Source organism: Ruegeria sp. AL1, from assembly GCF_056540905.1.
On sequence record NZ_JBQFXP010000004.1, the window covers coordinates 305,764 to 323,468 of the forward strand.

General features: G+C 57.9%; 23 protein-coding genes. 14 read left to right on the top strand and 9 right to left on the bottom strand.

Annotated elements, in window-relative coordinates:
* Positions 1-17: 17 nt before the first annotated feature.
* Positions 18-605, bottom strand: coding sequence for a hypothetical protein (locus ACRZ9X_RS08795; protein WP_480517853.1), 588 nt, complete (start codon positions 603-605; stop codon positions 18-20).
* 118 nt (positions 606-723) lie between these two features.
* Complete coding sequence (locus tag ACRZ9X_RS08800) at positions 724-1,239, bottom strand: DUF488 domain-containing protein (RefSeq protein ID WP_480517855.1); 516 nt, start codon at positions 1,237-1,239, stop codon at positions 724-726.
* A gap of 356 nt (positions 1,240-1,595) precedes the next feature.
* On the opposite strand from ACRZ9X_RS08800, the gene ACRZ9X_RS08805 reads away from it, so the two are divergent.
* The 3 genes from ACRZ9X_RS08805 (at position 1,596) to ACRZ9X_RS08815 (ending at position 2,933) form a co-directional block, all read left to right on the top strand.
* On the top strand, positions 1,596-1,949 hold the full coding sequence (locus ACRZ9X_RS08805; protein ID WP_480517857.1) for a hypothetical protein: 354 nt from the start codon (positions 1,596-1,598) through the stop codon (positions 1,947-1,949).
* A gap of 82 nt (positions 1,950-2,031) precedes the next feature.
* Positions 2,032-2,352 (top strand): hypothetical protein, encoded by a 321-nt coding sequence (locus ACRZ9X_RS08810; RefSeq protein ID WP_480517859.1) that lies wholly within the window; start codon positions 2,032-2,034, stop codon positions 2,350-2,352.
* Between the two features lie 128 nt (positions 2,353-2,480).
* Entirely contained in the window at positions 2,481-2,933 is a 453-nt protein-coding gene (locus ACRZ9X_RS08815; protein WP_480517861.1) for a hypothetical protein, read from the top strand.
* A 201-nt stretch (positions 2,934-3,134) separates the two neighbouring features.
* On the opposite strand, the gene ACRZ9X_RS08820 is transcribed toward ACRZ9X_RS08815, so the two are convergent.
* Entirely contained in the window at positions 3,135-3,272 is a 138-nt protein-coding gene (locus ACRZ9X_RS08820; protein ID WP_480517863.1) for an entericidin A/B family lipoprotein, read from the bottom strand.
* 216 nt (positions 3,273-3,488) lie between these two features.
* The gene (locus tag ACRZ9X_RS08825; RefSeq protein ID WP_480517866.1) at positions 3,489-3,824 is read right to left on the bottom strand and encodes an ArsR/SmtB family transcription factor; all 336 of its coding nucleotides are present in this window, start codon (positions 3,822-3,824) and stop codon (positions 3,489-3,491) included.
* 310 nt (positions 3,825-4,134) lie between these two features.
* On the opposite strand from ACRZ9X_RS08825, the gene ACRZ9X_RS08830 reads away from it, so the two are divergent.
* From ACRZ9X_RS08830 to ACRZ9X_RS08855, 6 genes are all read left to right on the top strand, one after another.
* Positions 4,135-4,767 (top strand): ATP-dependent Clp protease proteolytic subunit, encoded by a 633-nt coding sequence (locus ACRZ9X_RS08830; protein WP_170426621.1) that lies wholly within the window; start codon positions 4,135-4,137, stop codon positions 4,765-4,767.
* 124 nt (positions 4,768-4,891) lie between these two features.
* Entirely contained in the window at positions 4,892-6,151 is a 1,260-nt protein-coding gene (clpX, locus tag ACRZ9X_RS08835; protein ID WP_480517868.1) for an ATP-dependent Clp protease ATP-binding subunit ClpX, read from the top strand.
* Positions 6,152-6,344: 193 nt separating this feature from the next.
* Positions 6,345-6,707, top strand: a complete 363-nt coding sequence (locus tag ACRZ9X_RS08840; protein ID WP_480517870.1) for a RidA family protein — start codon at positions 6,345-6,347, stop codon at positions 6,705-6,707.
* A gap of 79 nt (positions 6,708-6,786) precedes the next feature.
* The gene (locus ACRZ9X_RS08845) at positions 6,787-7,170 is read left to right on the top strand and encodes an NADH:ubiquinone oxidoreductase subunit NDUFA12 (RefSeq protein ID WP_480517872.1); all 384 of its coding nucleotides are present in this window, start codon (positions 6,787-6,789) and stop codon (positions 7,168-7,170) included.
* A gap of 12 nt (positions 7,171-7,182) precedes the next feature.
* Entirely contained in the window at positions 7,183-7,635 is a 453-nt protein-coding gene (gene mlaD / locus ACRZ9X_RS08850) for an outer membrane lipid asymmetry maintenance protein MlaD (protein WP_480517874.1), read from the top strand.
* The gene (locus ACRZ9X_RS08855) at positions 7,632-8,000 is read left to right on the top strand and encodes a DUF2155 domain-containing protein (RefSeq protein ID WP_480517876.1); all 369 of its coding nucleotides are present in this window, start codon (positions 7,632-7,634) and stop codon (positions 7,998-8,000) included. The genes mlaD and ACRZ9X_RS08855 overlap by 4 nt, the downstream gene beginning before the upstream one ends.
* On the opposite strand, the gene aat is transcribed toward ACRZ9X_RS08855, so the two are convergent.
* From aat to ACRZ9X_RS08875, 4 genes are all read right to left on the bottom strand, one after another.
* Positions 7,955-8,587, bottom strand: a complete 633-nt coding sequence (aat, locus tag ACRZ9X_RS08860) for a leucyl/phenylalanyl-tRNA--protein transferase (protein WP_480517878.1) — start codon at positions 8,585-8,587, stop codon at positions 7,955-7,957. The genes ACRZ9X_RS08855 and aat overlap by 46 nt on opposite strands.
* Before the next feature lie 48 nt (positions 8,588-8,635).
* The gene (gene accC / locus ACRZ9X_RS08865; protein ID WP_480517880.1) at positions 8,636-9,985 is read right to left on the bottom strand and encodes an acetyl-CoA carboxylase biotin carboxylase subunit; all 1,350 of its coding nucleotides are present in this window, start codon (positions 9,983-9,985) and stop codon (positions 8,636-8,638) included.
* A gap of 9 nt (positions 9,986-9,994) precedes the next feature.
* On the bottom strand, positions 9,995-10,498 hold the full coding sequence (gene accB, locus ACRZ9X_RS08870) for an acetyl-CoA carboxylase biotin carboxyl carrier protein (protein WP_480517882.1): 504 nt from the start codon (positions 10,496-10,498) through the stop codon (positions 9,995-9,997).
* A 150-nt stretch (positions 10,499-10,648) separates the two neighbouring features.
* On the bottom strand, positions 10,649-11,185 hold the full coding sequence (locus ACRZ9X_RS08875) for a helix-turn-helix transcriptional regulator (RefSeq protein ID WP_480517884.1): 537 nt from the start codon (positions 11,183-11,185) through the stop codon (positions 10,649-10,651).
* Between the two features lie 182 nt (positions 11,186-11,367).
* On the opposite strand from ACRZ9X_RS08875, the gene ACRZ9X_RS08880 reads away from it, so the two are divergent.
* The 5 genes from ACRZ9X_RS08880 to ACRZ9X_RS08900 all read left to right on the top strand — a co-directional run bounded on the left by ACRZ9X_RS08880 (position 11,368) and on the right by ACRZ9X_RS08900 (position 17,271).
* On the top strand, positions 11,368-12,663 hold the full coding sequence (locus ACRZ9X_RS08880) for a helix-turn-helix domain-containing protein (protein ID WP_480517886.1): 1,296 nt from the start codon (positions 11,368-11,370) through the stop codon (positions 12,661-12,663).
* 78 nt (positions 12,664-12,741) lie between these two features.
* Positions 12,742-13,122, top strand: a complete 381-nt coding sequence (locus tag ACRZ9X_RS08885; RefSeq protein WP_480517888.1) for a response regulator transcription factor — start codon at positions 12,742-12,744, stop codon at positions 13,120-13,122.
* Positions 13,119-13,439, top strand: coding sequence for a hypothetical protein (locus ACRZ9X_RS08890; RefSeq protein ID WP_480517890.1), 321 nt, complete (start codon positions 13,119-13,121; stop codon positions 13,437-13,439). The genes ACRZ9X_RS08885 and ACRZ9X_RS08890 overlap by 4 nt, the downstream gene beginning before the upstream one ends.
* On the top strand, positions 13,427-16,108 hold the full coding sequence (locus tag ACRZ9X_RS08895) for an ATP-binding protein (RefSeq protein WP_480517892.1): 2,682 nt from the start codon (positions 13,427-13,429) through the stop codon (positions 16,106-16,108). The genes ACRZ9X_RS08890 and ACRZ9X_RS08895 overlap by 13 nt, the downstream gene beginning before the upstream one ends.
* A 74-nt stretch (positions 16,109-16,182) precedes the next feature.
* Positions 16,183-17,271, top strand: a complete 1,089-nt coding sequence (locus tag ACRZ9X_RS08900; RefSeq protein WP_480517894.1) for a FliM/FliN family flagellar motor switch protein — start codon at positions 16,183-16,185, stop codon at positions 17,269-17,271.
* On the opposite strand, the gene ACRZ9X_RS08905 is transcribed toward ACRZ9X_RS08900, so the two are convergent.
* Positions 17,268-17,699: a protein tyrosine phosphatase family protein gene (locus tag ACRZ9X_RS08905; protein WP_480517896.1), complete on the bottom strand. Its 432-nt coding sequence runs from the start codon at positions 17,697-17,699 to the stop codon at positions 17,268-17,270. The genes ACRZ9X_RS08900 and ACRZ9X_RS08905 overlap by 4 nt on opposite strands.
* Positions 17,700-17,705 lie beyond the last annotated feature (6 nt).

Consider the following 17,705-nt stretch of genomic DNA (forward strand, 5'->3'; position numbering starts at 1 on the left):
TCTGACCGCATGAGCGCTCAGAGGTCAAACAGATCCTTTTGAGTCGGTTCCATGACTGGAAACACTCCAAGAAGTTGCCACGTTTGGGGGCGTCTTTTCATGTTACCGAGTGCCAACACCAATCCGGTCTCGACATAATCATCGCAATAGGTTTGTTGTAAATGCTGGAGAACTTCGGGTTCAGAGTAAGAGTGGCGAAGGCTAAAGTACGCGGCTGATGTCTCCCAGTCTGCACAGGTCTTGGTATGTTCACCACCAGCATCTTTGTACCGAAGTTTAAACTTGAAAGGGCAAGGTTCGTAGGCTGCAAGCTCCTCTTCTAAAAGCGATAACTGATTAGCTTGATCTGCAAACTTCTGCCGGTCAGCTTCAATTTCAGATTTAGATAAGCGCTCCCAAGATAAAGAAACATCGGTAGGCCGAATGAGCGCTAACGAATGACCGCTCTCAATCGCCGACTTTTCCGAAGGCTGGATAGCTCGTTCAATGAGGCTAGACTTTTCTTCTGATCGTTTGCACTTGCCTACAATTCTGATGCTTTCTTCGTGCACCCTGCAACTTTCGGCCCGTTTGTCATCTCTGGGAGGGCTATAGGTGAAGTCCACGATGTCCCACCGCGAAAAAGCTTGACTGCCAGCTAGACGCCTAAAGCGAATGGGAAAAAGTCTCTTCCAAGTTCCGTCTTCGCGCAACCCCGCACAGCAAACTGTTTCTGAGTGTTTCTTACTCGGCTGCGGCGAGGCTTTGACGAGGATGGTAACGCGGGATTTCAATTCCATCTTTTTGATACTGCTCTGGTCTGTCTGCGACTAAATTAAAAACTTCAAAATTTTCCGATGCAGCCGCATCCGCAATGTAGGAGCGATGGCAATGGGTTGCGCATCTTTCAAAGCACATCATGCAAGTTTTTTCGTCGGCAGCAATCATGAGAAGCTCACTGAATGCATCTTGCGCATTTTGAGTTTCAAAATGGTTAAGAAAAATGGATTCGAATTTAGTAAAGTTACCGGACTTGGCTGCCTCCCGACCTTCCTTGGGGTCTCCCAATGCTCTGAAGTGTATATATCTAATGCCTACTTCACCCAAACGTTCTGCAAGCCTGTTCTTCGAAAGCCCTTTTTTTCTCGAAATCGGTAACTCACGAACGTCTGCCAGCACCTTGATCTGCAATGCGACAAGCGTTTCGACAAGGTTCTCGACTGAGGAACCTTCATATCCGATGGTATATAGTTCCTTCATTGTGCCCTCATATTATTTTGTTTGTAGAACGATAAACGAAATTGTGCCAATATTAGGTTTTTCTTTGCTTGAAAACACAGAGTGATGCGTGGTTGCAATTTACTTTGCGCGGAACCCTCCCGCCCGGCGGCCCCCATCGGTGGGAGTTCACACCCAGCATGCGTCCCGGGGCTCCGCCCGTTCGGCCCGGAAACGGTCCATTGGACCGTTTCCGAGACGGGCCTCACCCCCTCGGGCCGGCGCTGCCCTTAATTCTCTTGATTGACCGTAGGGCGGGAATGTCCAAATTTCTGAAATCCCGCAAGAAGTGCTACACTCGCCTCATTCCAAACAGATTTTTCAAAGGGAGAAGTGTTATGGACCCGCAATTGCGTTCCGAAATTTCGATGCGCCGTCTTGACCATTATTACGACATCATGCGCACCTCGATCCTTGCTTATGTCGCCATCGCCGCGATCATTGGGTTCGGCTCTGAAGGGGTTGCCCTGCCGCTGATTGTTCTGGTGCTTGTGGTCACAGCCTATGGCGTTCTGGCGGGTAAGACAGCCCTTGAAGACGTCGAAAACCTGCGTAGCGACATGACCGAGGAGTTTGCGCAGACCAGTTTTGCCCGAGGGCTGAAGGCGCGCAATCTCAAGGGGTTGATCATGACATCAAACGCTCTGCTGTGCCTTATTGCATTGGTGGAGCTCATTGCGATTGTGATCTGATCGGGTCTGTGACCCATCTCACAGCTTCAAGCTCACCTACCTGCTAAGATTCACCCAACGGTACCCTCAGCAGGAGGCGCAGATGTCCGCATCCATGATCCCCATCATCGCCCTCGGGTCGGCGGGTCTCTATTCCGTGGCCATGATCGCGATGAAGTTCTGGTGGAAGCTCCCCGGCGTGGGTCTTGGCCTGCTGATCGTCGCGACCCTGCTGGCTGGGGCCACACTGGAACTCGCCGCGCTGCGCGAGGAACGGTTGGGCATCATCTATACCGGCATTCTGGGGGCCGAGGTTGTTCTGATCGCCATCGCCTCGTTCTTTCTGTTCGGCGAGAACTTCTCGTATCGCGAGGCGATCGGCATCGGTCTGGTCATCCTCGGCACCGCTCTGGCATGGGCCTGAGGCCACATTAACCCCACATGAACAATCCTTCAGAAAACTTGTAAGCCCCGCACCTCCTCCCAATCTGTATCCCACAACACGGATGTTCGCATTTGAACTCCAAAAGGTCGCATTCAGGAGGAGAGACCATGACCAGATACATGACTGCCGGAGCAGCCGCTCTGGCCACGAGCCTCACCCTCGCCACGGCCGCGATGGCCGACACCACGCCGGACCTGCGCGGTGCATGGACGGGGACCTATACCAAGGTCTCGCCCTCGCGCACCGCCACCGGGGATGCGCCGCGCTTTCATCAGGGTGAGTGGCTGCTGGACATCCAGCAGCAGCAGGACAACCTGTTCTGGGGGCCCAGCAAGTGGCGCCCGAATGCCGATGCCGACTGGCGCGTCTTTGATGCCACCGGCACCATCAGTCTGGATGGCTCGGGCAAGATCGGGCTGGTCGAAAGCTCGGCCGATCCGGATGTGGGCGTCAACGCCATCGTGGATGCCTATTACAAGGACGGCAAGATTTACGCGGATTTCCGTAGCCTGCGTCGGGGAACGGCCTACAGCACCGTTCTTGAGCGTCAGGTGAACTGAAGCGTCTTCGGTCCGGCTGGAAAGTGAGGGGGTATCTCTGCCGCTGACACTTGAACGCGGCAGAGCGTGTTACGAAGTACCACCTGGGTCGGAGCGCTTCTCATCACCGCCTCTCCGCAGGGAGGAGACGGGTCGGGCGGTCGTGGACCTTCAGCGCGGTATTGCCAGAGACAGCTTTGGCGCCGCCCGACCCGGATCGGATCAGAAGCTTTCCTGCACGTCCGTTGCAGCGTCCTGAATGGCATCGCCAGCTTTTTCGATATCTTTTCCGGCCCCTTTTGCCGTTTCACAGGCGGTCAGGGTGAACAGGGCCAGGCCAATCAGGAATGCGCGGATCATTGAGTGCTCCATCAAGTGTTTGGTTCCGATTTGTCTGCAGTTTTGCCGTAGGGCTGCAGGTTTTGTCCAGCCCTTCTATCCGTTGCATTCGGGATCAGCGGGCGGTCAGGGCCGCAAAGCGACAATCGGGGATGTGATCCGCTCTTGGCTTTGCTGAATACCGCACGAGTTGCGCAAATACAGTCTGCAATGCGGTTCCGATTGAATGGGGTGGGGCTATTTGCTTTCGCAAAACAGATCATAAACCACTTCGAGGATGCGCAAGGGTCGGTCATCCGCAAGCCGATAGAAGATCGCCTTGCCTTCGCGGCGCGGAATCACAAGTCCTTCAAGCCTGAGGCGGGACAATTGCTGCGACACCGCAGCCTGACGGGCGGCCAGAAGCTCTTCCAGCTCGGTGACGGATTTTTCCCCGGATACCAGGTGGCACAGGATCATTAGGCGGCCTTCGTGGCTTATCGCCTTGAGAAAATTCGATGCCCGTGTCGCGTTGTCGGCCATCAGATCGTATGTGCCCGAGGTCCCCTCCCCAGACAGATTTGAAAGCGCCATCTTGCAGTTCCTTGCTCGTTCTTTGATCGCTGTAAGTTTCGAAAGTGGTACAGTGCATTCAAACATATTCTGAGCATCTGTAACCATATGCACGGATCAAAATAGCGTGATGGGTTCGTGGGTGCCGGGGAGCTGACGCGGGCGTGCTCTGGCTGATCGGGTCGGGTTGCGTCACAGCAAATGGCACAGGCTGCACCAAGAAAAGGCGGATCGCGCAGCACCCCTTGCAGCCCCTCGGTGGCGGCACTAAGACTCGGGTAACAGTTCTTCGGGTAAGGTCCCGATCCACAGCAAAGCAGGCAGGTTCAGAATGTTCGATCCAGTAGACACCTATATGAATACGCTCGTTCCCATGGTGGTCGAACAGACCAGCCGGGGTGAGCGGGCCTACGACATCTTTTCGCGCCTGTTGAAAGAGCGGATCATTTTCATCAACGGCCCGATTCATGATGGGATGAGCCACCTTGTTGTGGCGCAGCTGCTGCATCTTGAGGCGGAGAACCCGAACAAGGAAATTTCGATCTATATCAACTCGCCGGGTGGCGTGGTGACCAGTGGCCTCTCGATCTATGACACAATGCAGTACATCAAGCCGAAATGTTCAACTTTGGTAATCGGTCAGGCAGCGTCAATGGGATCGGTGCTGCTGGCCGGGGGCGAAAAAGGTATGCGGTTCTCGCTGCCCAACAGCCGCATCATGGTGCACCAGCCCAGCGGCGGCTATCAGGGTCAGGCGAGCGATATCATGATCCACGCGGCCGAGACGCAAAAGCTGAAGGATCGCCTGTATGACATTTACGTGCGTCATACGGGTCAGACCAAAAAGGCGGTTGAAAAAGCGCTGGATCGTGACAATTTCATGAGCCCGGAAGAAGCAAAAGACTGGGGGCATATCGACGAAATCGTCGAAAACCGTGCCAAGATGGATGGCGATGACGCGTGAGACTAAGGTGCCGCGCGTTTCCTGCGGGGCACATTTTGAGATTGTGGCCGCCCCGGCGGTGGCCTAAGCTGCGGCAAGTGCGCTTTCTGAACGGGGCGCTGGGACGAAGCCCGAAAGGTAAAACATGGCGACGAATTCAGGCGGAGACGGCAAAAACACGCTCTATTGCAGCTTCTGTGGCAAAAGCCAGCATGAGGTGCGCAAGCTGATTGCCGGTCCCACAGTGTTTATCTGTGACGAATGCGTTGAGCTGTGTATGGACATCATCCGCGAAGAGACGAAGGCCAGCGGCCTGAAATCCAGCGATGGTGTTCCGACCCCAAAAGATATCTGCGAGGTTCTGGACGATTACGTGATCGGTCAGGCCACTGCCAAGCGGGTTTTGTCCGTTGCAGTCCACAACCATTATAAGCGTCTGAACCACGCCCAGAAAGCGGGCAGCGATATTGAACTGGCAAAGTCGAACATCCTGCTGATCGGCCCCACTGGTTGTGGCAAAACATTGCTGGCGCAAACGCTGGCTCGGATTCTGGATGTACCGTTCACGATGGCCGATGCAACCACCCTGACCGAGGCCGGTTATGTGGGTGAAGATGTCGAGAACATCATTCTCAAGCTGTTGCAGGCCAGCGAATACAACGTTGAACGCGCGCAACGAGGCATCGTCTATATTGACGAGGTCGACAAGATCACTCGTAAATCTGAAAACCCGTCGATCACCCGGGATGTTTCCGGTGAGGGCGTGCAGCAGGCCTTGCTGAAACTGATGGAGGGCACCGTAGCCAGTGTCCCGCCACAAGGCGGCCGCAAGCATCCCCAGCAGGAGTTTCTGCAGGTGGACACGACAAACATCCTGTTCATCTGTGGCGGTGCATTTGCCGGTCTGGACAAAATCATCGCGCAGCGGGGCAAGGGCTCGGCCATGGGGTTTGGCGCCGATGTGCGTGACAACGATGACCGCGGCGTGGGCGAAATCTTCAAGGAACTTGAGCCCGAAGACCTGCTGAAATTCGGCCTGATCCCTGAATTTGTTGGTCGCCTGCCGGTTCTTGCGACACTGGAAGATCTGGATGAGGATGCTCTGGTCACGATCCTGACGAAACCCAAAAACGCGCTGGTAAAGCAATACCAGAGGTTATTTGAGCTGGAAGATGCGGAACTGGCGTTTACAGACGATGCCCTGAAAGCCATTGCCAAAAAAGCGATTGAACGCAAGACCGGCGCGCGCGGGTTGAGGTCAATTCTGGAAGACATTCTTCTGGATACAATGTTCGAACTGCCGGGTATGAAAAACGTAACCGAGGTCGTCGTGAATGAGGAAGCGGTGACCTCGGATTCTCAACCGCTGATCATCTATGCCGATGCGAGCCAGGAGTCCGCTTGAAGCTACTGACTGTGGTGAGATCGGATAAGCTGTTGGGGGCTCTGCCCCCGCCGCGGCAAGCCGCGACTCCCCCGGAGTACTTCGAAAAAGATGAAGCTGGGGATCCGTTCTTCATCTGGCTATAAATATCCCGGAGCGCGAGGCAGAGCCTCGCAAATTGATTGTCCATCAGAACGAAGATTTCATTAAAGCCATGGCGATCAAGCGCATATCTTCCGGGGGCGAGTTTGAGGCGAAAGCCGGATATTGTCGTGCAGTGGTTGCCGGTGGTTGGGTTCACGTTGCTGGTACTGTTGGGCAGGGTGAGACTGTTGTTGCTCAATGCCGGTCTGCGTTGGAAACCATTGGCGCGGCTTTGACAGAGGCAGGCGCAAGCTTTTCCGATGTGGTGCGCGTGACCTACATGCTGCCGGACCGTCGAGAATTCGAGATCTGCTGGCCGATACTTTCTGAGGTTTTCGGGGCCAGTCCGCCTGCCGCTACGATGATCGAATGCGGATTGATCGACCCGAAATACCGGATTGAAATTGAAGTGACGGCAAAGTTGCCGGAATAGGGCATGTGACTGTTGTGGGACTGGACCTCAGACAGCCTTTAGTCCATATCTGCGGGAACAGAATTGCCGGAGGCACCTGATGGGTATTGTGAACAGTTTGTTGCGGGCCGTGACCTGGTGGAACGGGGCCACTTTGAATACTCAGATCTATACCAGGCGAAACGGCGTCAAGGTCGGCGAAGACAATGAAGGCAATGTGTTCTATCGTACGGAAGATGACAGCAAACGCTGGGTAATCTTCAATGGCGAGGCCGAGGCAAGCCGGATCGACCCTGATTGGCATGGCTGGCTGCACCGGACTTGGGATGAACCACCAACGGACAAGCCCTTGCAACACAAATCCTGGGAAAAACCGCATCAGGAGAATCTGACGGGCACGGCGCTGGCATATGCGCCGGCAGGATCGTTGCGTCGTCCTGATCCGCTTGAACGCACGGATTATGAGGCCTGGAGCCCGGAATAGACGAGGCGCGCGATGTCGACTTATAACGTAACCGAAGTCCTTGTTGGTGGCGCCGTTTTGGCATGTGCCGTAGCTTTTGGTGTTTACGCCAGCCAATCCACCGGTCTGTCGCAAAGCAGTGGCGGATATGAGCTTGGCGCCTCGTTCCGCTCGCTTGAAGGTGTCGGCGTGGGGACTGATGTGCGTCTTGCGGGGGTCAAGATTGGCACCGTTACCGGGGTTACGCTGAACTCTGACACCTATCGGGCGGATACGACATTCACGATCTCGGACGGGATTCTGGTGCCAGATGACAGCGCGATTGTGATCTCCTCCGAGGGGCTGCTTGGCGGTAACTTTGTCGAGGTGATGCCCGGAGGATCTCCGTTCTATTTCGAAGCCGGTGATCAGGTCGAAGACACTCAAGGCGCGGTCAGCCTGATCTCGCTATTGGTCAAATTCGTGGCCGGAGATGGCGGCGAATGATGCGTTTTGCCGTGATGGTCGCGTTCTTCGCGGCCACGGGTGTGTCAGCCCAGCAAAAGGTTCAGTCGGGTCCCGGCGCTATGCTGCGGGGTTTGGACAAGGTCAGCGGACAGACCATCGACATTGAAATGCAAAATGGTCAGACCCAACCGGTGTTTGGCCTGGATGTGGCTTTGGGCGATTGCCGGTACCCCGTTGACAACCCGACCGGCGATGCTTTTGCCTATCTGACGATTTGGGAAAATGGCAAGTCGGATCAACTGTTTGACGGGTGGATGATTGCCACGTCTCCGGCATTGAACGCGTTGGATCATTCCCGTTATGACGTTTGGGTGATCCGCTGTATAACCCCTTCCGGCGACTGACATATTTCGGCGTTGAAGTCCGCACTTGCGTTTAATGCGTCCTCCAGCTCAAGCCGGTATTGTGTGCGGGGGATTTCGATTGCTCCCAGCGAAGCCAGATGCGCGGTCAGAAATTGGGTGTCGAACAAATGGAACCCTGTCTGACGTAGGCGATCCACCAAATAGGCCAGCGCGATCTTTGAGGCGTCAGTTTTGCGCGAGAACATGCTTTCACCAAAAAACGCGGCCCCGAGCGCCACGCCGTACACACCGCCGACAAGCCTCTCATGATCGCGGATTTCCAGCGAGTGCGCGTGGCCTGAACGGTGCAGTTCTTGGTACAATTCACGTAGTTCTTCGTTGATCCACGTGTCGGTCCGGTCTGCACACCCGTCAACGACTGCGGCAAAGTCCCGATTGATATCGACAGTGAAGCTGCAGTTGCGAATGCGCCGCGCAAGACTGCGCGAGATGTGGAACCCATCCAGAGGAAAGACGCCGCGAAGTTTGGGGTCGACCCAGAACAGCTCGGACGCTTCGCGGTGTTCGGCCATCGGAAAAATACCGATCGAGTAGCCGTGCAGAAGAAGGTCGGAGGTCAGGCGCATTCGGGCAAACCTAGGGTCGGAAAGCCTTTGCTCTCCGACCCCGCAAAATCATTGGGCCATATTCTCCGCAAGCCAGCGTTCCAGCCAGTGGATATTGTAATCACCACTGTGGATGTCCTTTTCCTGCAGCAGCGCATGGAACAACGGCACGGTGGTATCGATGCCGTCGACGATCAACTCACCCAGGGCGCGGTTCAAACGCGCCAGCGCCTCGTCCCGGTCGCGGCCCTGCACGATCAGTTTCGCGATCAGCGAGTCGTAATAGGGTGGGATCGAGTATCCGTCATAAAGCGCCGAATCCATCCGAACACCCAGACCGCCCGGAGCGTGATACGCGGTGATCTTGCCGGGGCAGGGCGAGAAGTTGGGCAGTTTCTCGGCGTTGATCCGAACCTCGATGGCGTGGCCGTTGATCTCAAGGTCGTCCTGGCCGAACGACATCTCTTCGCCAGCGGCGACGCGGATTTGTTCGCGCACCAGATCGACGCCGAAGATGCCTTCGGTGACAGGGTGTTCGACCTGCAGGCGGGTGTTCATTTCGATGAAATAGAACTCACCGTTTTCGTACAGAAACTCGATGGTGCCCGCGCCGATATAGTTGATCTTGGCCACGGCGTCGGCACAGATTTTGCCGATCTTGGCCCGCTCTTCCGGGCTGATCGCGGGGCCGGGAGCCTCTTCGAACACCTTCTGGTGGCGACGTTGCAGCGAACAGTCACGCTCGCCCAAGTGCACCGCTTTGCCCTTGCCGTCGCCAAAAACCTGGATCTCGATATGGCGCGGTGTGGTGAGGTATTTCTCGATATAGACCTCGTCATTGCCAAAGGCGGCTTTGCCCTCGGCCCGCGCGGTCATGAAGGCGCTTTCCATCTCATCAGCGCTTTGCGCGACTTTCATGCCGCGCCCGCCACCGCCGGCGGTGGCCTTGATGATGACGGGATAGCCGAATTCCTCACCGATCCGCTTGGCATCAGCCAGCGTTGGAACCCCGCCGTCCGAGCCGGGCACGCAAGGAACGCCAAGCGCTTTCATGGTGTCCTTGGCAGTGATCTTGTCGCCCATCACCCGGATATGCTCGGCGGTGGGGCCGATGAACGTGATGCCGTGATCTTCGACGATCTGCACGAACTCGGCATTCTCGGACAAGAAGCCATAGCCGGGATGGATCGCCTGCGCGCCGGTGATCTCGCAGGCCGAAATAATCGCGGGCACCGACAGATAGCTTTGCGGGCTGGGCGGGGGGCCGATACACACCGACTCGTCAGCCATACGCACATGCATCGCGTCGCTGTCGGCGGTGGAGTGCACGGCGACCGTCGCAATCCCCATCTCGCGCGCGGCACGGATCACGCGCAGGGCGATCTCGCCTCGGTTGGCAATCAGGATTTTGTCGAACATGGTCCCGCCTTACTCAACGATGACCAGAGGCGTGCCGAATTCCACGGCATCGCCATCCGCCACCAGAACGCGTTTGACGGTGCCCGACTTGGGCGCATGAATGTGGTTCATGGTTTTCATCGCTTCAACGATCAGCAGGGTGTCGCCTTCGGACACCGAGGCACCGACCGAGATGAACGCAGGAGCGCCGGGTTCGGGCTGCATATAAACGGTGCCCACCATCGGCGAGGTAACGGCACCGGGGTGGCTGGCCGGATCCTCGGATGCGGCTGCAGCCTCGGCAGGGGCTGCGGGGGCCGCAGCAATGGCGGGCGCTGCGGCCGGGGCGGCGGCAGGCACCGCAACCTGAACCGGCGCGGGGGCGGCCTGCATGGCACGGCTGACCCGCACATTCAGGCTGTCTTCTTCGCCATACTCACGCTTGACCTGCAATTCGGTCAGATCGTTTTCGCGCAGCAGTTCGGCCAAGGCTTTGATGAACGCCACATCCGCTTCGTGTTTGGTATCTGTCATGAGTATCCTCGAAGGTTCCCCTTAGGCCCGTCTATGCGAAGCGGGCTCTGGTCTGATTACGCAGCGTTATAAGCCATGCGCCCGGCCATGAAAAGCAGGTCTGAACGGGTCTGATAGTGGTTTTTGCACAAGATTCCTGGGCTGGAAGCCTCATAAGGGCATTCCCGAGAGTTTCGCCACCAGTTCAGGCAGCTTCCGTGCCCCGAATTTCTCTAGCAACCGTGCGCGATAGGCCTCAATGGTTCGATAACTCAGGCCCAGTTCGACGCCGATCTCCTTGGCCGACAACCCCCGACAGGACAGGATCGCCACTTCGCGTTCGCGCGTCGTCAATTCGACCAGTGGCCTCTCTTCCGAGATGTCGGAAAAGCTCCAGATCCCATGGCGGAAAGGGTCGTCCGGGGTCAGTGACCGCCCGCGTGCACGGCACCAGAACAGGTCCCCGGTGCGTCGCCGCATGACCCGCTCGTCCGTGTAATACCCGGTGTCCCGCATGATCTGCAGGCTGCGCGCACCGATCCGTTCCCAATCTGCAACCGACGGGTACAGATGCAGCAAAGGCATATTGCGATACTCGGCCTCATCGCCGCCAAAGGTGCGTGCAAATTGCAGATTGCAGCGGCGGATGATCCGGTTTTCAAGCTCGACAAGCCCGATTGGCGCATATTCGAAAGCAGGATCGCTCATATACCTATGGTGACGCGTATTGCCTGGATTGAGAAGGGGCAGCGCGGCGTATTATCCGATTTCGCGCACGTGACGAAATCGAGTGTATTGTAAATGATGTAAAAGGTGTTTGAAAATTACGTGGCAAACCGCGATAGTTATTTGGTTATTCTGAAAACAGGTTATCTTGGGGTTCCAAATTCATGCGGAGCACATTGACCGGAAGCCGTATTCGCGAAAGACGCCAGATCTCGGGGCTGCGGCAGGCACAACTGGCGCGACAGGTCGGGATATCCGCGTCCTATCTGAACCTGATCGAGCACAATAAGCGCCGTATCGGGGGAAAGCTGTTGATCGACATCGCGGGCGCATTGTCGGTTGAACCTTCACTGCTGACGCAAGGTGTTGAGGAAACGCTTCTTTCCGCGCTGCGCGAAGCCGCCGCGGAGGCGGTTGGCCATCAGGCCGAACTGAACGGGATGGACGAATTTGCCGGACGGTTTCCCGGTTGGGCGGGTGTCTTGGCGCAAATGCACCGTCGTGTGGTTTCGCTGGAACGCACGGTCGAGATTTTGTCCGATCGCCTGACGCATGACCCTCATTTGGCAGCCTCGATGCACGAGGTTCTGTCAACGGCGGCGGCAATCCGCTCGACGGCGGCGATTCTGGCAGAGCCCGGCGAGATCGAAGCCGAATGGCGCGACCGGTTCCATCGCAACCTCAATCAGGATGCGGAACGTCTGGCTGAAAGCTCGAAGGCGCTGGTAGCGTATTTGGACGATACCGGAGGCAGCGGTGAGCAGCGCGGTGTTCCGACTGATGAGGTCGAGGCGTTTTTTGCCGATCACAGCTATCACTTCCCTCAGCTTGAGGCGGATGGAACCCCGGAGGACATCGCGCTGACCGCGTTGGGCACCGGGGCTGCGCGCACATTAGCCGAAGAATTGCTGGCGATCTACGCGTCGGACGCGCGGGCGATGCCTCTGGCGCGGGTTCAGGCGGCGTTGGAAGACGGGCCGCTTGACCCTCTGGCTCTGGCTTCGGTGTTCTCGGTCAGTCTGGCCAGGGTGCTGCGTCGGCTTGCCTGTTTGCCCGAAGGGATGTTGCCGCGCCCGGCGGGTCTGGTGGTGTGCGATGCCTCGGGAAGCATTCTGTTTTTCAAGCCAACAGCGGGGTTTGCATTGCCGCGCCACGGGGAAACCTGCCCGTTATGGCCTGCCTTCACGGCGCTGAACCGCCCTCTGGTGCCGATTCGGAAGCGCATCGTGCAGGTGGGGCGCAGCACGGCGGAATTTGAGTGTTTCGCCATTGCCTTGCCCGAGGCGGCAACCGGGTTCGATGCCGAGCCGGTATATCGTTCGGTGATGCTGGTAATGCCCGTTGAAGAGAGCATCCCTCCGAATCCAACAACGACCCATGCCGGGGCCAGTTGCCGGATTTGTCCCAAAAACGATTGCGCGTCGCGTCGCGAACCGTCGATTCTAAGCGAAGGTTTTTGACAGTTTCCGGGTGGCGTGATTAGTCTGGGCATAACGGATGACCGAACGAGGGGCCGGTCATGGGGAGGAACTGAACATATGAGCCGAAAGGTTCTGCTGATTGAGGATGAGCCGAACATCACCGAGGCCATTCGGTTTTTGCTGACCCGTGAGGGGTGGCTGGTCGAAACTCATGCCGAAGGCAGCGATGCGGTTAAAGTCATTCTGGCGACGCAGCCTGATTTGGTGATTCTGGACGTGATGTTGCCGGGCAAAAGTGGAATGGACATTTTGCGTGACTTGCGGGAAATCCAAGATATGCAGGACCTCCCCGTCCTGATGCTGACGGCCCGCGGCCAATTGCGCGACCGCGAGATGGCCGAGCAGGCCGGGGTCAGCCGGTTCATGACCAAGCCCTTTTCCAATACCGAAGTTCTGACCGCAGTGCGCGATCTGCACGCGCAGGCGTCCAGGTCATGACACAACATCGGGACGAAGCCGAACGCCCGTCGCCGGCCCGCCCTTCGTTGTTTCTGGAGCGGCAAAGTTATCGCAGGCGCAGACTTGCGGACGCGGCCCGGTTGTTGCCGTTTCTGGGGGCGGGGATGATTGCTCTGCCGTTGCTCTGGCCGGATGCTGATGACGGGGCGTCTGCGCTTCCACTTTCATCGGCCATATTCTACATTTTCGCCTGCTGGGGCGCGATGATCTTGATCAGCCTTGTCTTTGGAATTGCCGCCAGACGATTGTCCGCGACGGACACCGCCGAGTCGGAGAACGGGTCATGGCGACGCTGAACATCCTGATCCTGGTGTGTCTGGGATATGTTGTGCTGTTGTTTGGCGTGGCCTTCATTGCAGATCGCATGGCCGCTGCCGGACGGGGAAAATGGTTGCGATCCCCTTTGATCTACACCTTGTCCCTGTCGATCTATTGCACTGCCTGGACGTTTTATGGCGCAGTTGGAAACGCTGCGCGCTCGGGGCTGGAGTTCGTGACGATCTATCTGGGCCCGACACTGGTGATGCTCAGTTGGTGGTGGGGATTGCGGAAACTGGTTCGCATCGGACGGAGCCAGCGCGTGACCTCAATCGCTGACCTGATTTCCTCGCGCTACGGCAAGTCGAACACACTTGCAATCTGTGTCACGATTCTGGCGGTCCTCGGCGGCACGCCTTACATTGCGCTGCAACTGCAATCGATCACGTTGTCTTTTTCGATCTTCGCCGAAGCGGATCCGACCGGCCTCTATCGCGAAGGGTCGAGCGTGTTCTGGGTCGCCGCCGGGCTTGCTATCTTTGCCATTCTGTTTGGTACACGCAATCTGGATGCGAATGAACGGCACCATGGCGTCGTCACGGCCATTGCGCTGGAATCGGTGGTCAAGCTGGTTGCGCTTCTGGCCGTCGGGATTTTTGTCGTCTGGGGGGTCGCGGGCGGATTTGGACCCATGATGGAGCGCATTGACGCCTCGGAAATTGGTCAATGGCACGTGGATACCGGACGCTGGACGACGCTGATCTTTCTGTCTGCTGCCGCATTTGTCTGCCTGCCCCGGATGTTTCAGGTCATGGTCGTCGAGAATGATGACGAAAGCCACTTGCGCACCGCCGCCTGGGCCTTTCCGCTGTACCTGTTGTTGATGAGCCTGTTTGTCGTCCCGATTGCGGTTGTCGGTCTTGATCTGTTGCCCCCAGGTTCGAACCCGGACCTGTTCGTGCTGACGGTCCCGCTGTCACAAGGCAATGACTGGCTGGCGATGCTGTCCTTTATCGGGGGCTTTTCCTCGGCCACGTCCATGGTGATCGTCACGGCCATGGCGCTGTCGACGATGGTGTCGAATCATGTTGTCATGCCGATCTGGCTGAACACGCAGGAAGGGTCAGGGTCGGTGTCGGGCGACGTGCGCAACATCGTTCTGCTGGCGCGGCGGGTATCCATCGCGGTGATCATGGCACTGGGTTATTACTACTACCGTCTGTCGGGCGGCGGTGCGGCGCTGGCCTCGATCGGATTGGTTGCGTTTGCCGGGATATCGCAAATTCTGCCGGCTCTGGTCGGTGGTTTGTTCTGGCGTGGGGCGACGCGTACGGGGGCGCTGGTCGGGTTGAGCGTCGGTTTCGGCATCTGGATATACACGCTGTTGCTGCCTGGGGTGGGCGGGGGTCTGCTTGCGCAGCCGATTATTGAACACGGCCTGTTCGGATGGGGATGGTTGCGGCCACAGGCGTTGTTTGGGATCGAAGGCATCGATCCGTTGGTGCACACGGTCATGTGGTCTTTGTCTTTGAACACAATTGCTTTCTGCGTTGCCTCGCTGCTGAGTTTTCCCAGCCCGTTGGAGCGTCTGCAAGGGGCGCAGTTCGTCAACGTGTTCGATCATTCTGCTGCCCCCCGGGGATGGACCGGTTCGGTGGCGCAAAGCGAAGACCTGATGATCATGACGCAGCGGATTCTTGGCGCCGCCCCAGCGCAGGATTTCTTTCAAGCCGAAGCCAGCCGACAAGGTGGAAGGCCGGGGCGCTTGCCGGAACCCACGCCTGCATTTCTGGAGCGTCTGGAACGGGAACTGAGTGGCTCGGTCGGGGCGGCGGCGGCCCATGCGATGATTGGTCAGATTGTTGGCGGTTCGTCCGTTTCGGTCGAAGACCTGCTGGCCGTGGCCGACGAATCCGCGCAATTGCTGGAATATTCAAGCCAGCTCGAAGCGAAATCCGCCGAGCTGAGCCGGACCGCGCGTCAACTGCGCGAGGCGAACGGGAAACTGACGCAGGTTTCCATGCAGAAGGACGCCTTCCTCAGTCAGGTCAGCCATGAACTGCGCACGCCAATGACCTCGATCCGTGCGTTTTCCGAGATTCTGCGCGACACGGACGGCCTGGACCCGGTCGAACAGACGCGGTACGCGGCCATCATTTACGACGAGGCTTTGCGCCTGACGCGCCTGCTGGACGATCTGCTTGATCTGAGCGTTCTGGAAAGCGGGCAGGTCAGCCTGAATATGGGCGACGGTACCCTCAGCGCGGTTCTGGATCGGGCGGTTTCGAGTGCGCTGGCGGGGGGGGACAGGCAACTTTCCGTACGCCGGGTCCGGCCTGCGGAACGTATCCCGCTCCATACCGATCTGGACCGGTTAGGGCAGGTGTTCATCAATCTCATTTCGAACGCCCAGAAATACTGTGATTCGGATGACGCATGCCTGACGATCTCGGCGCACGACGTGGGCGGGCAGGCGGTGGTTGATTTCGTCGACAATGGCAGTGGTATCCCGGCGGATGCGCAGTCGATGATCTTCGAGAAATTTGCCCGCGTGGGGTCGGACAAGGCGGGCGGTGCCGGGCTGGGACTGGCGATCTGCCGCGAGATTATGCAGCGTCTTGGGGGTGAGGTCACCTATCTGCCGGGTCAGGGCGGGGCCGCCTTCCGTGTCAGCCTGCCGCTTGCGTATCAGCAAGCCGCGCAGTGAGCGCATAAAGACAATTGTAACCTTCGCTGGGGTAAACAGGTCCGAGAAACGGATTTCACTGGCGGTTCCACCGAATGTCGAAACAGGTCAACCCGGCGTTGGCGCGCAAACTCTCTGTCATCCATGACAGTGTTGATGAAGCGTCCCGCCCGATCCTCAGGGCCTTGCGTTTAGGTCTTGCTCGCGCGGCGGGCGAGGGGATCGGGTTGCCCCTGTCCGTCATCGGCGTCAAGCACACGCGCAGGGTTCAGGACGACCTTGCCGCAGTGGTCCAAGACGGGTGGCTGATGCTGTTGCTTTCGGCGGCGGAAAATCATGTTGCGGCTGTCTGTCTCGACCCGAGTTGCGTGTCCGCGATTGTGCAGCAACAGACGATTTCCACAGTTCTGAACGCTCCACCACAGCCTCGACCATTTACTGACACAGATGCCGCGATGGTCGCCCCGCTGATCGAGAATATGCTGGAACGCGCGTTAAATCTGGTTGAGGCACCATCGGATCAGGCCAGCCTGTCAGGGATGGAGTTTGTTGCCCGCCCGGAAAACATGCGCGCCCTGACGCTAGCTTTGGTTGCGGACGCGTACCGCGTCTTTGACCTGACATTCGAACTGGCCGGTGGCGTCCGGCAGGGGCAACTTTGCGTGATGCTGCCCGAACGACCAGAGGATCACGAGGATGAAGCGGACGGGGTTGCCGCCATGCGTCTGGAGCAGGCCACCGGTATGATTAGGGCGGATCTGAACGCAGTGATCAGTCGCCTGCCCTTGCCCTTTGCAACGCTGACAGGGCTAAAGGCCGGGGATGTGCTGCCGCTTCCCAATGCCAGGCTGGACGGGATCGAGGTTCTGGCGATTGATCGCTCTTGCGCGTCCGTCGGGCGTCTTGGTCAATGCCGCGGCTGGCGCGCAGTCCGGGTGAACGAACTTGCATCGTTGACGCCGTTGCCTGAACCGGAACAGGCTGGTTTCATGGCCAGCAAACCATCGCGGCCTTTGCCTGAAAAGACCGTGCAAGCGATAGCCGAGCCCGCAAGTGACGGACCCAAGGACGGTATTGCCGCATCGGATGCACCACATGATGTTGTGCTTGCGGACAAGCCGGAAAACATGCTGGCTGAAATTACTCAACTTGCGGGCCTGAATGGCCCGGAGCATGCCGACTAACTGCCGTTGCCGCGCAGCTGATCCAGCGTCGGGCGCAATTGATCCAGCGCATACCCGGCCTTGCCAGTGGCGTCGAGGATTTCATCCGTGCTCAGCCGGTCACATTGTCCCAGCGCCCACACGACCGAGCAGCGTGTGCCCGAAGCGCAATAGGCCAAGACCGGGCCGCTGCAGCTTTCAGCCAGATCACGCTGAAGGGACACATTTTCGGGCGTCATAGTCTGGTGGGTCAGTTCCAGAACTTCATATTCCATTCCGGCAGCGCGCACCGCCTGACCGATGGCATCAGATTGAATGTCGGGCGGAACTTCACTGTTCGGGCGGTTGCAGATCACCTTGACAAATCCTGCCTCGGCGATGGCTGGCACGTCCTCGACCGTAATCTGCGGCGAGACGGCATAGCGGGGGGTAATCGGGCGAATCTCCATGACAAT

Bases quoted from the DNA above. Each gene is read 5' to 3' on its own strand.
- ACRZ9X_RS08890 (WP_480517890.1), top strand. From the start codon at position 13,119: ATGACACAACATCGGGACGAAGCCGAACGCCCGTCGCCGGCCCGCCCT.
- accC (WP_480517880.1), bottom strand. From the start codon at position 9,985: ATGTTCGACAAAATCCTGATTGCCAACCGAGGCGAGATCGCCCTGCGC.
- accB (WP_480517882.1), bottom strand. From the start codon at position 10,498: ATGACAGATACCAAACACGAAGCGGATGTGGCGTTCATCAAAGCCTTG.
- ACRZ9X_RS08825 (WP_480517866.1), bottom strand. From the start codon at position 3,824: ATGGCGCTTTCAAATCTGTCTGGGGAGGGGACCTCGGGCACATACGAT.
- aat (WP_480517878.1), bottom strand. From the start codon at position 8,587: ATGCGCCTGACCTCCGACCTTCTTCTGCACGGCTACTCGATCGGTATT.
- ACRZ9X_RS08820 (WP_480517863.1), bottom strand. From the start codon at position 3,272: ATGATCCGCGCATTCCTGATTGGCCTGGCCCTGTTCACCCTGACCGCC.
- ACRZ9X_RS08900 (WP_480517894.1), top strand. From the start codon at position 16,183: ATGTCGAAACAGGTCAACCCGGCGTTGGCGCGCAAACTCTCTGTCATC.
- ACRZ9X_RS08810 (WP_480517859.1), top strand. From the start codon at position 2,032: ATGTCCGCATCCATGATCCCCATCATCGCCCTCGGGTCGGCGGGTCTC.
- ACRZ9X_RS08830 (WP_170426621.1), top strand. From the start codon at position 4,135: ATGTTCGATCCAGTAGACACCTATATGAATACGCTCGTTCCCATGGTG.
- ACRZ9X_RS08855 (WP_480517876.1), top strand. From the start codon at position 7,632: ATGATGCGTTTTGCCGTGATGGTCGCGTTCTTCGCGGCCACGGGTGTG.
- ACRZ9X_RS08880 (WP_480517886.1), top strand. From the start codon at position 11,368: ATGCGGAGCACATTGACCGGAAGCCGTATTCGCGAAAGACGCCAGATC.
- ACRZ9X_RS08895 (WP_480517892.1), top strand. From the start codon at position 13,427: ATGGCGACGCTGAACATCCTGATCCTGGTGTGTCTGGGATATGTTGTG.
- clpX (WP_480517868.1), top strand. From the start codon at position 4,892: ATGGCGACGAATTCAGGCGGAGACGGCAAAAACACGCTCTATTGCAGC.
- ACRZ9X_RS08905 (WP_480517896.1), bottom strand. From the start codon at position 17,699: ATGGAGATTCGCCCGATTACCCCCCGCTATGCCGTCTCGCCGCAGATT.
- ACRZ9X_RS08840 (WP_480517870.1), top strand. From the start codon at position 6,345: ATGGCGATCAAGCGCATATCTTCCGGGGGCGAGTTTGAGGCGAAAGCC.
- mlaD (WP_480517874.1), top strand. From the start codon at position 7,183: ATGTCGACTTATAACGTAACCGAAGTCCTTGTTGGTGGCGCCGTTTTG.
- ACRZ9X_RS08815 (WP_480517861.1), top strand. From the start codon at position 2,481: ATGACCAGATACATGACTGCCGGAGCAGCCGCTCTGGCCACGAGCCTC.
- ACRZ9X_RS08800 (WP_480517855.1), bottom strand. From the start codon at position 1,239: ATGAAGGAACTATATACCATCGGATATGAAGGTTCCTCAGTCGAGAAC.
- ACRZ9X_RS08845 (WP_480517872.1), top strand. From the start codon at position 6,787: ATGGGTATTGTGAACAGTTTGTTGCGGGCCGTGACCTGGTGGAACGGG.
- ACRZ9X_RS08875 (WP_480517884.1), bottom strand. From the start codon at position 11,185: ATGAGCGATCCTGCTTTCGAATATGCGCCAATCGGGCTTGTCGAGCTT.
- ACRZ9X_RS08805 (WP_480517857.1), top strand. From the start codon at position 1,596: ATGGACCCGCAATTGCGTTCCGAAATTTCGATGCGCCGTCTTGACCAT.
- ACRZ9X_RS08885 (WP_480517888.1), top strand. From the start codon at position 12,742: ATGAGCCGAAAGGTTCTGCTGATTGAGGATGAGCCGAACATCACCGAG.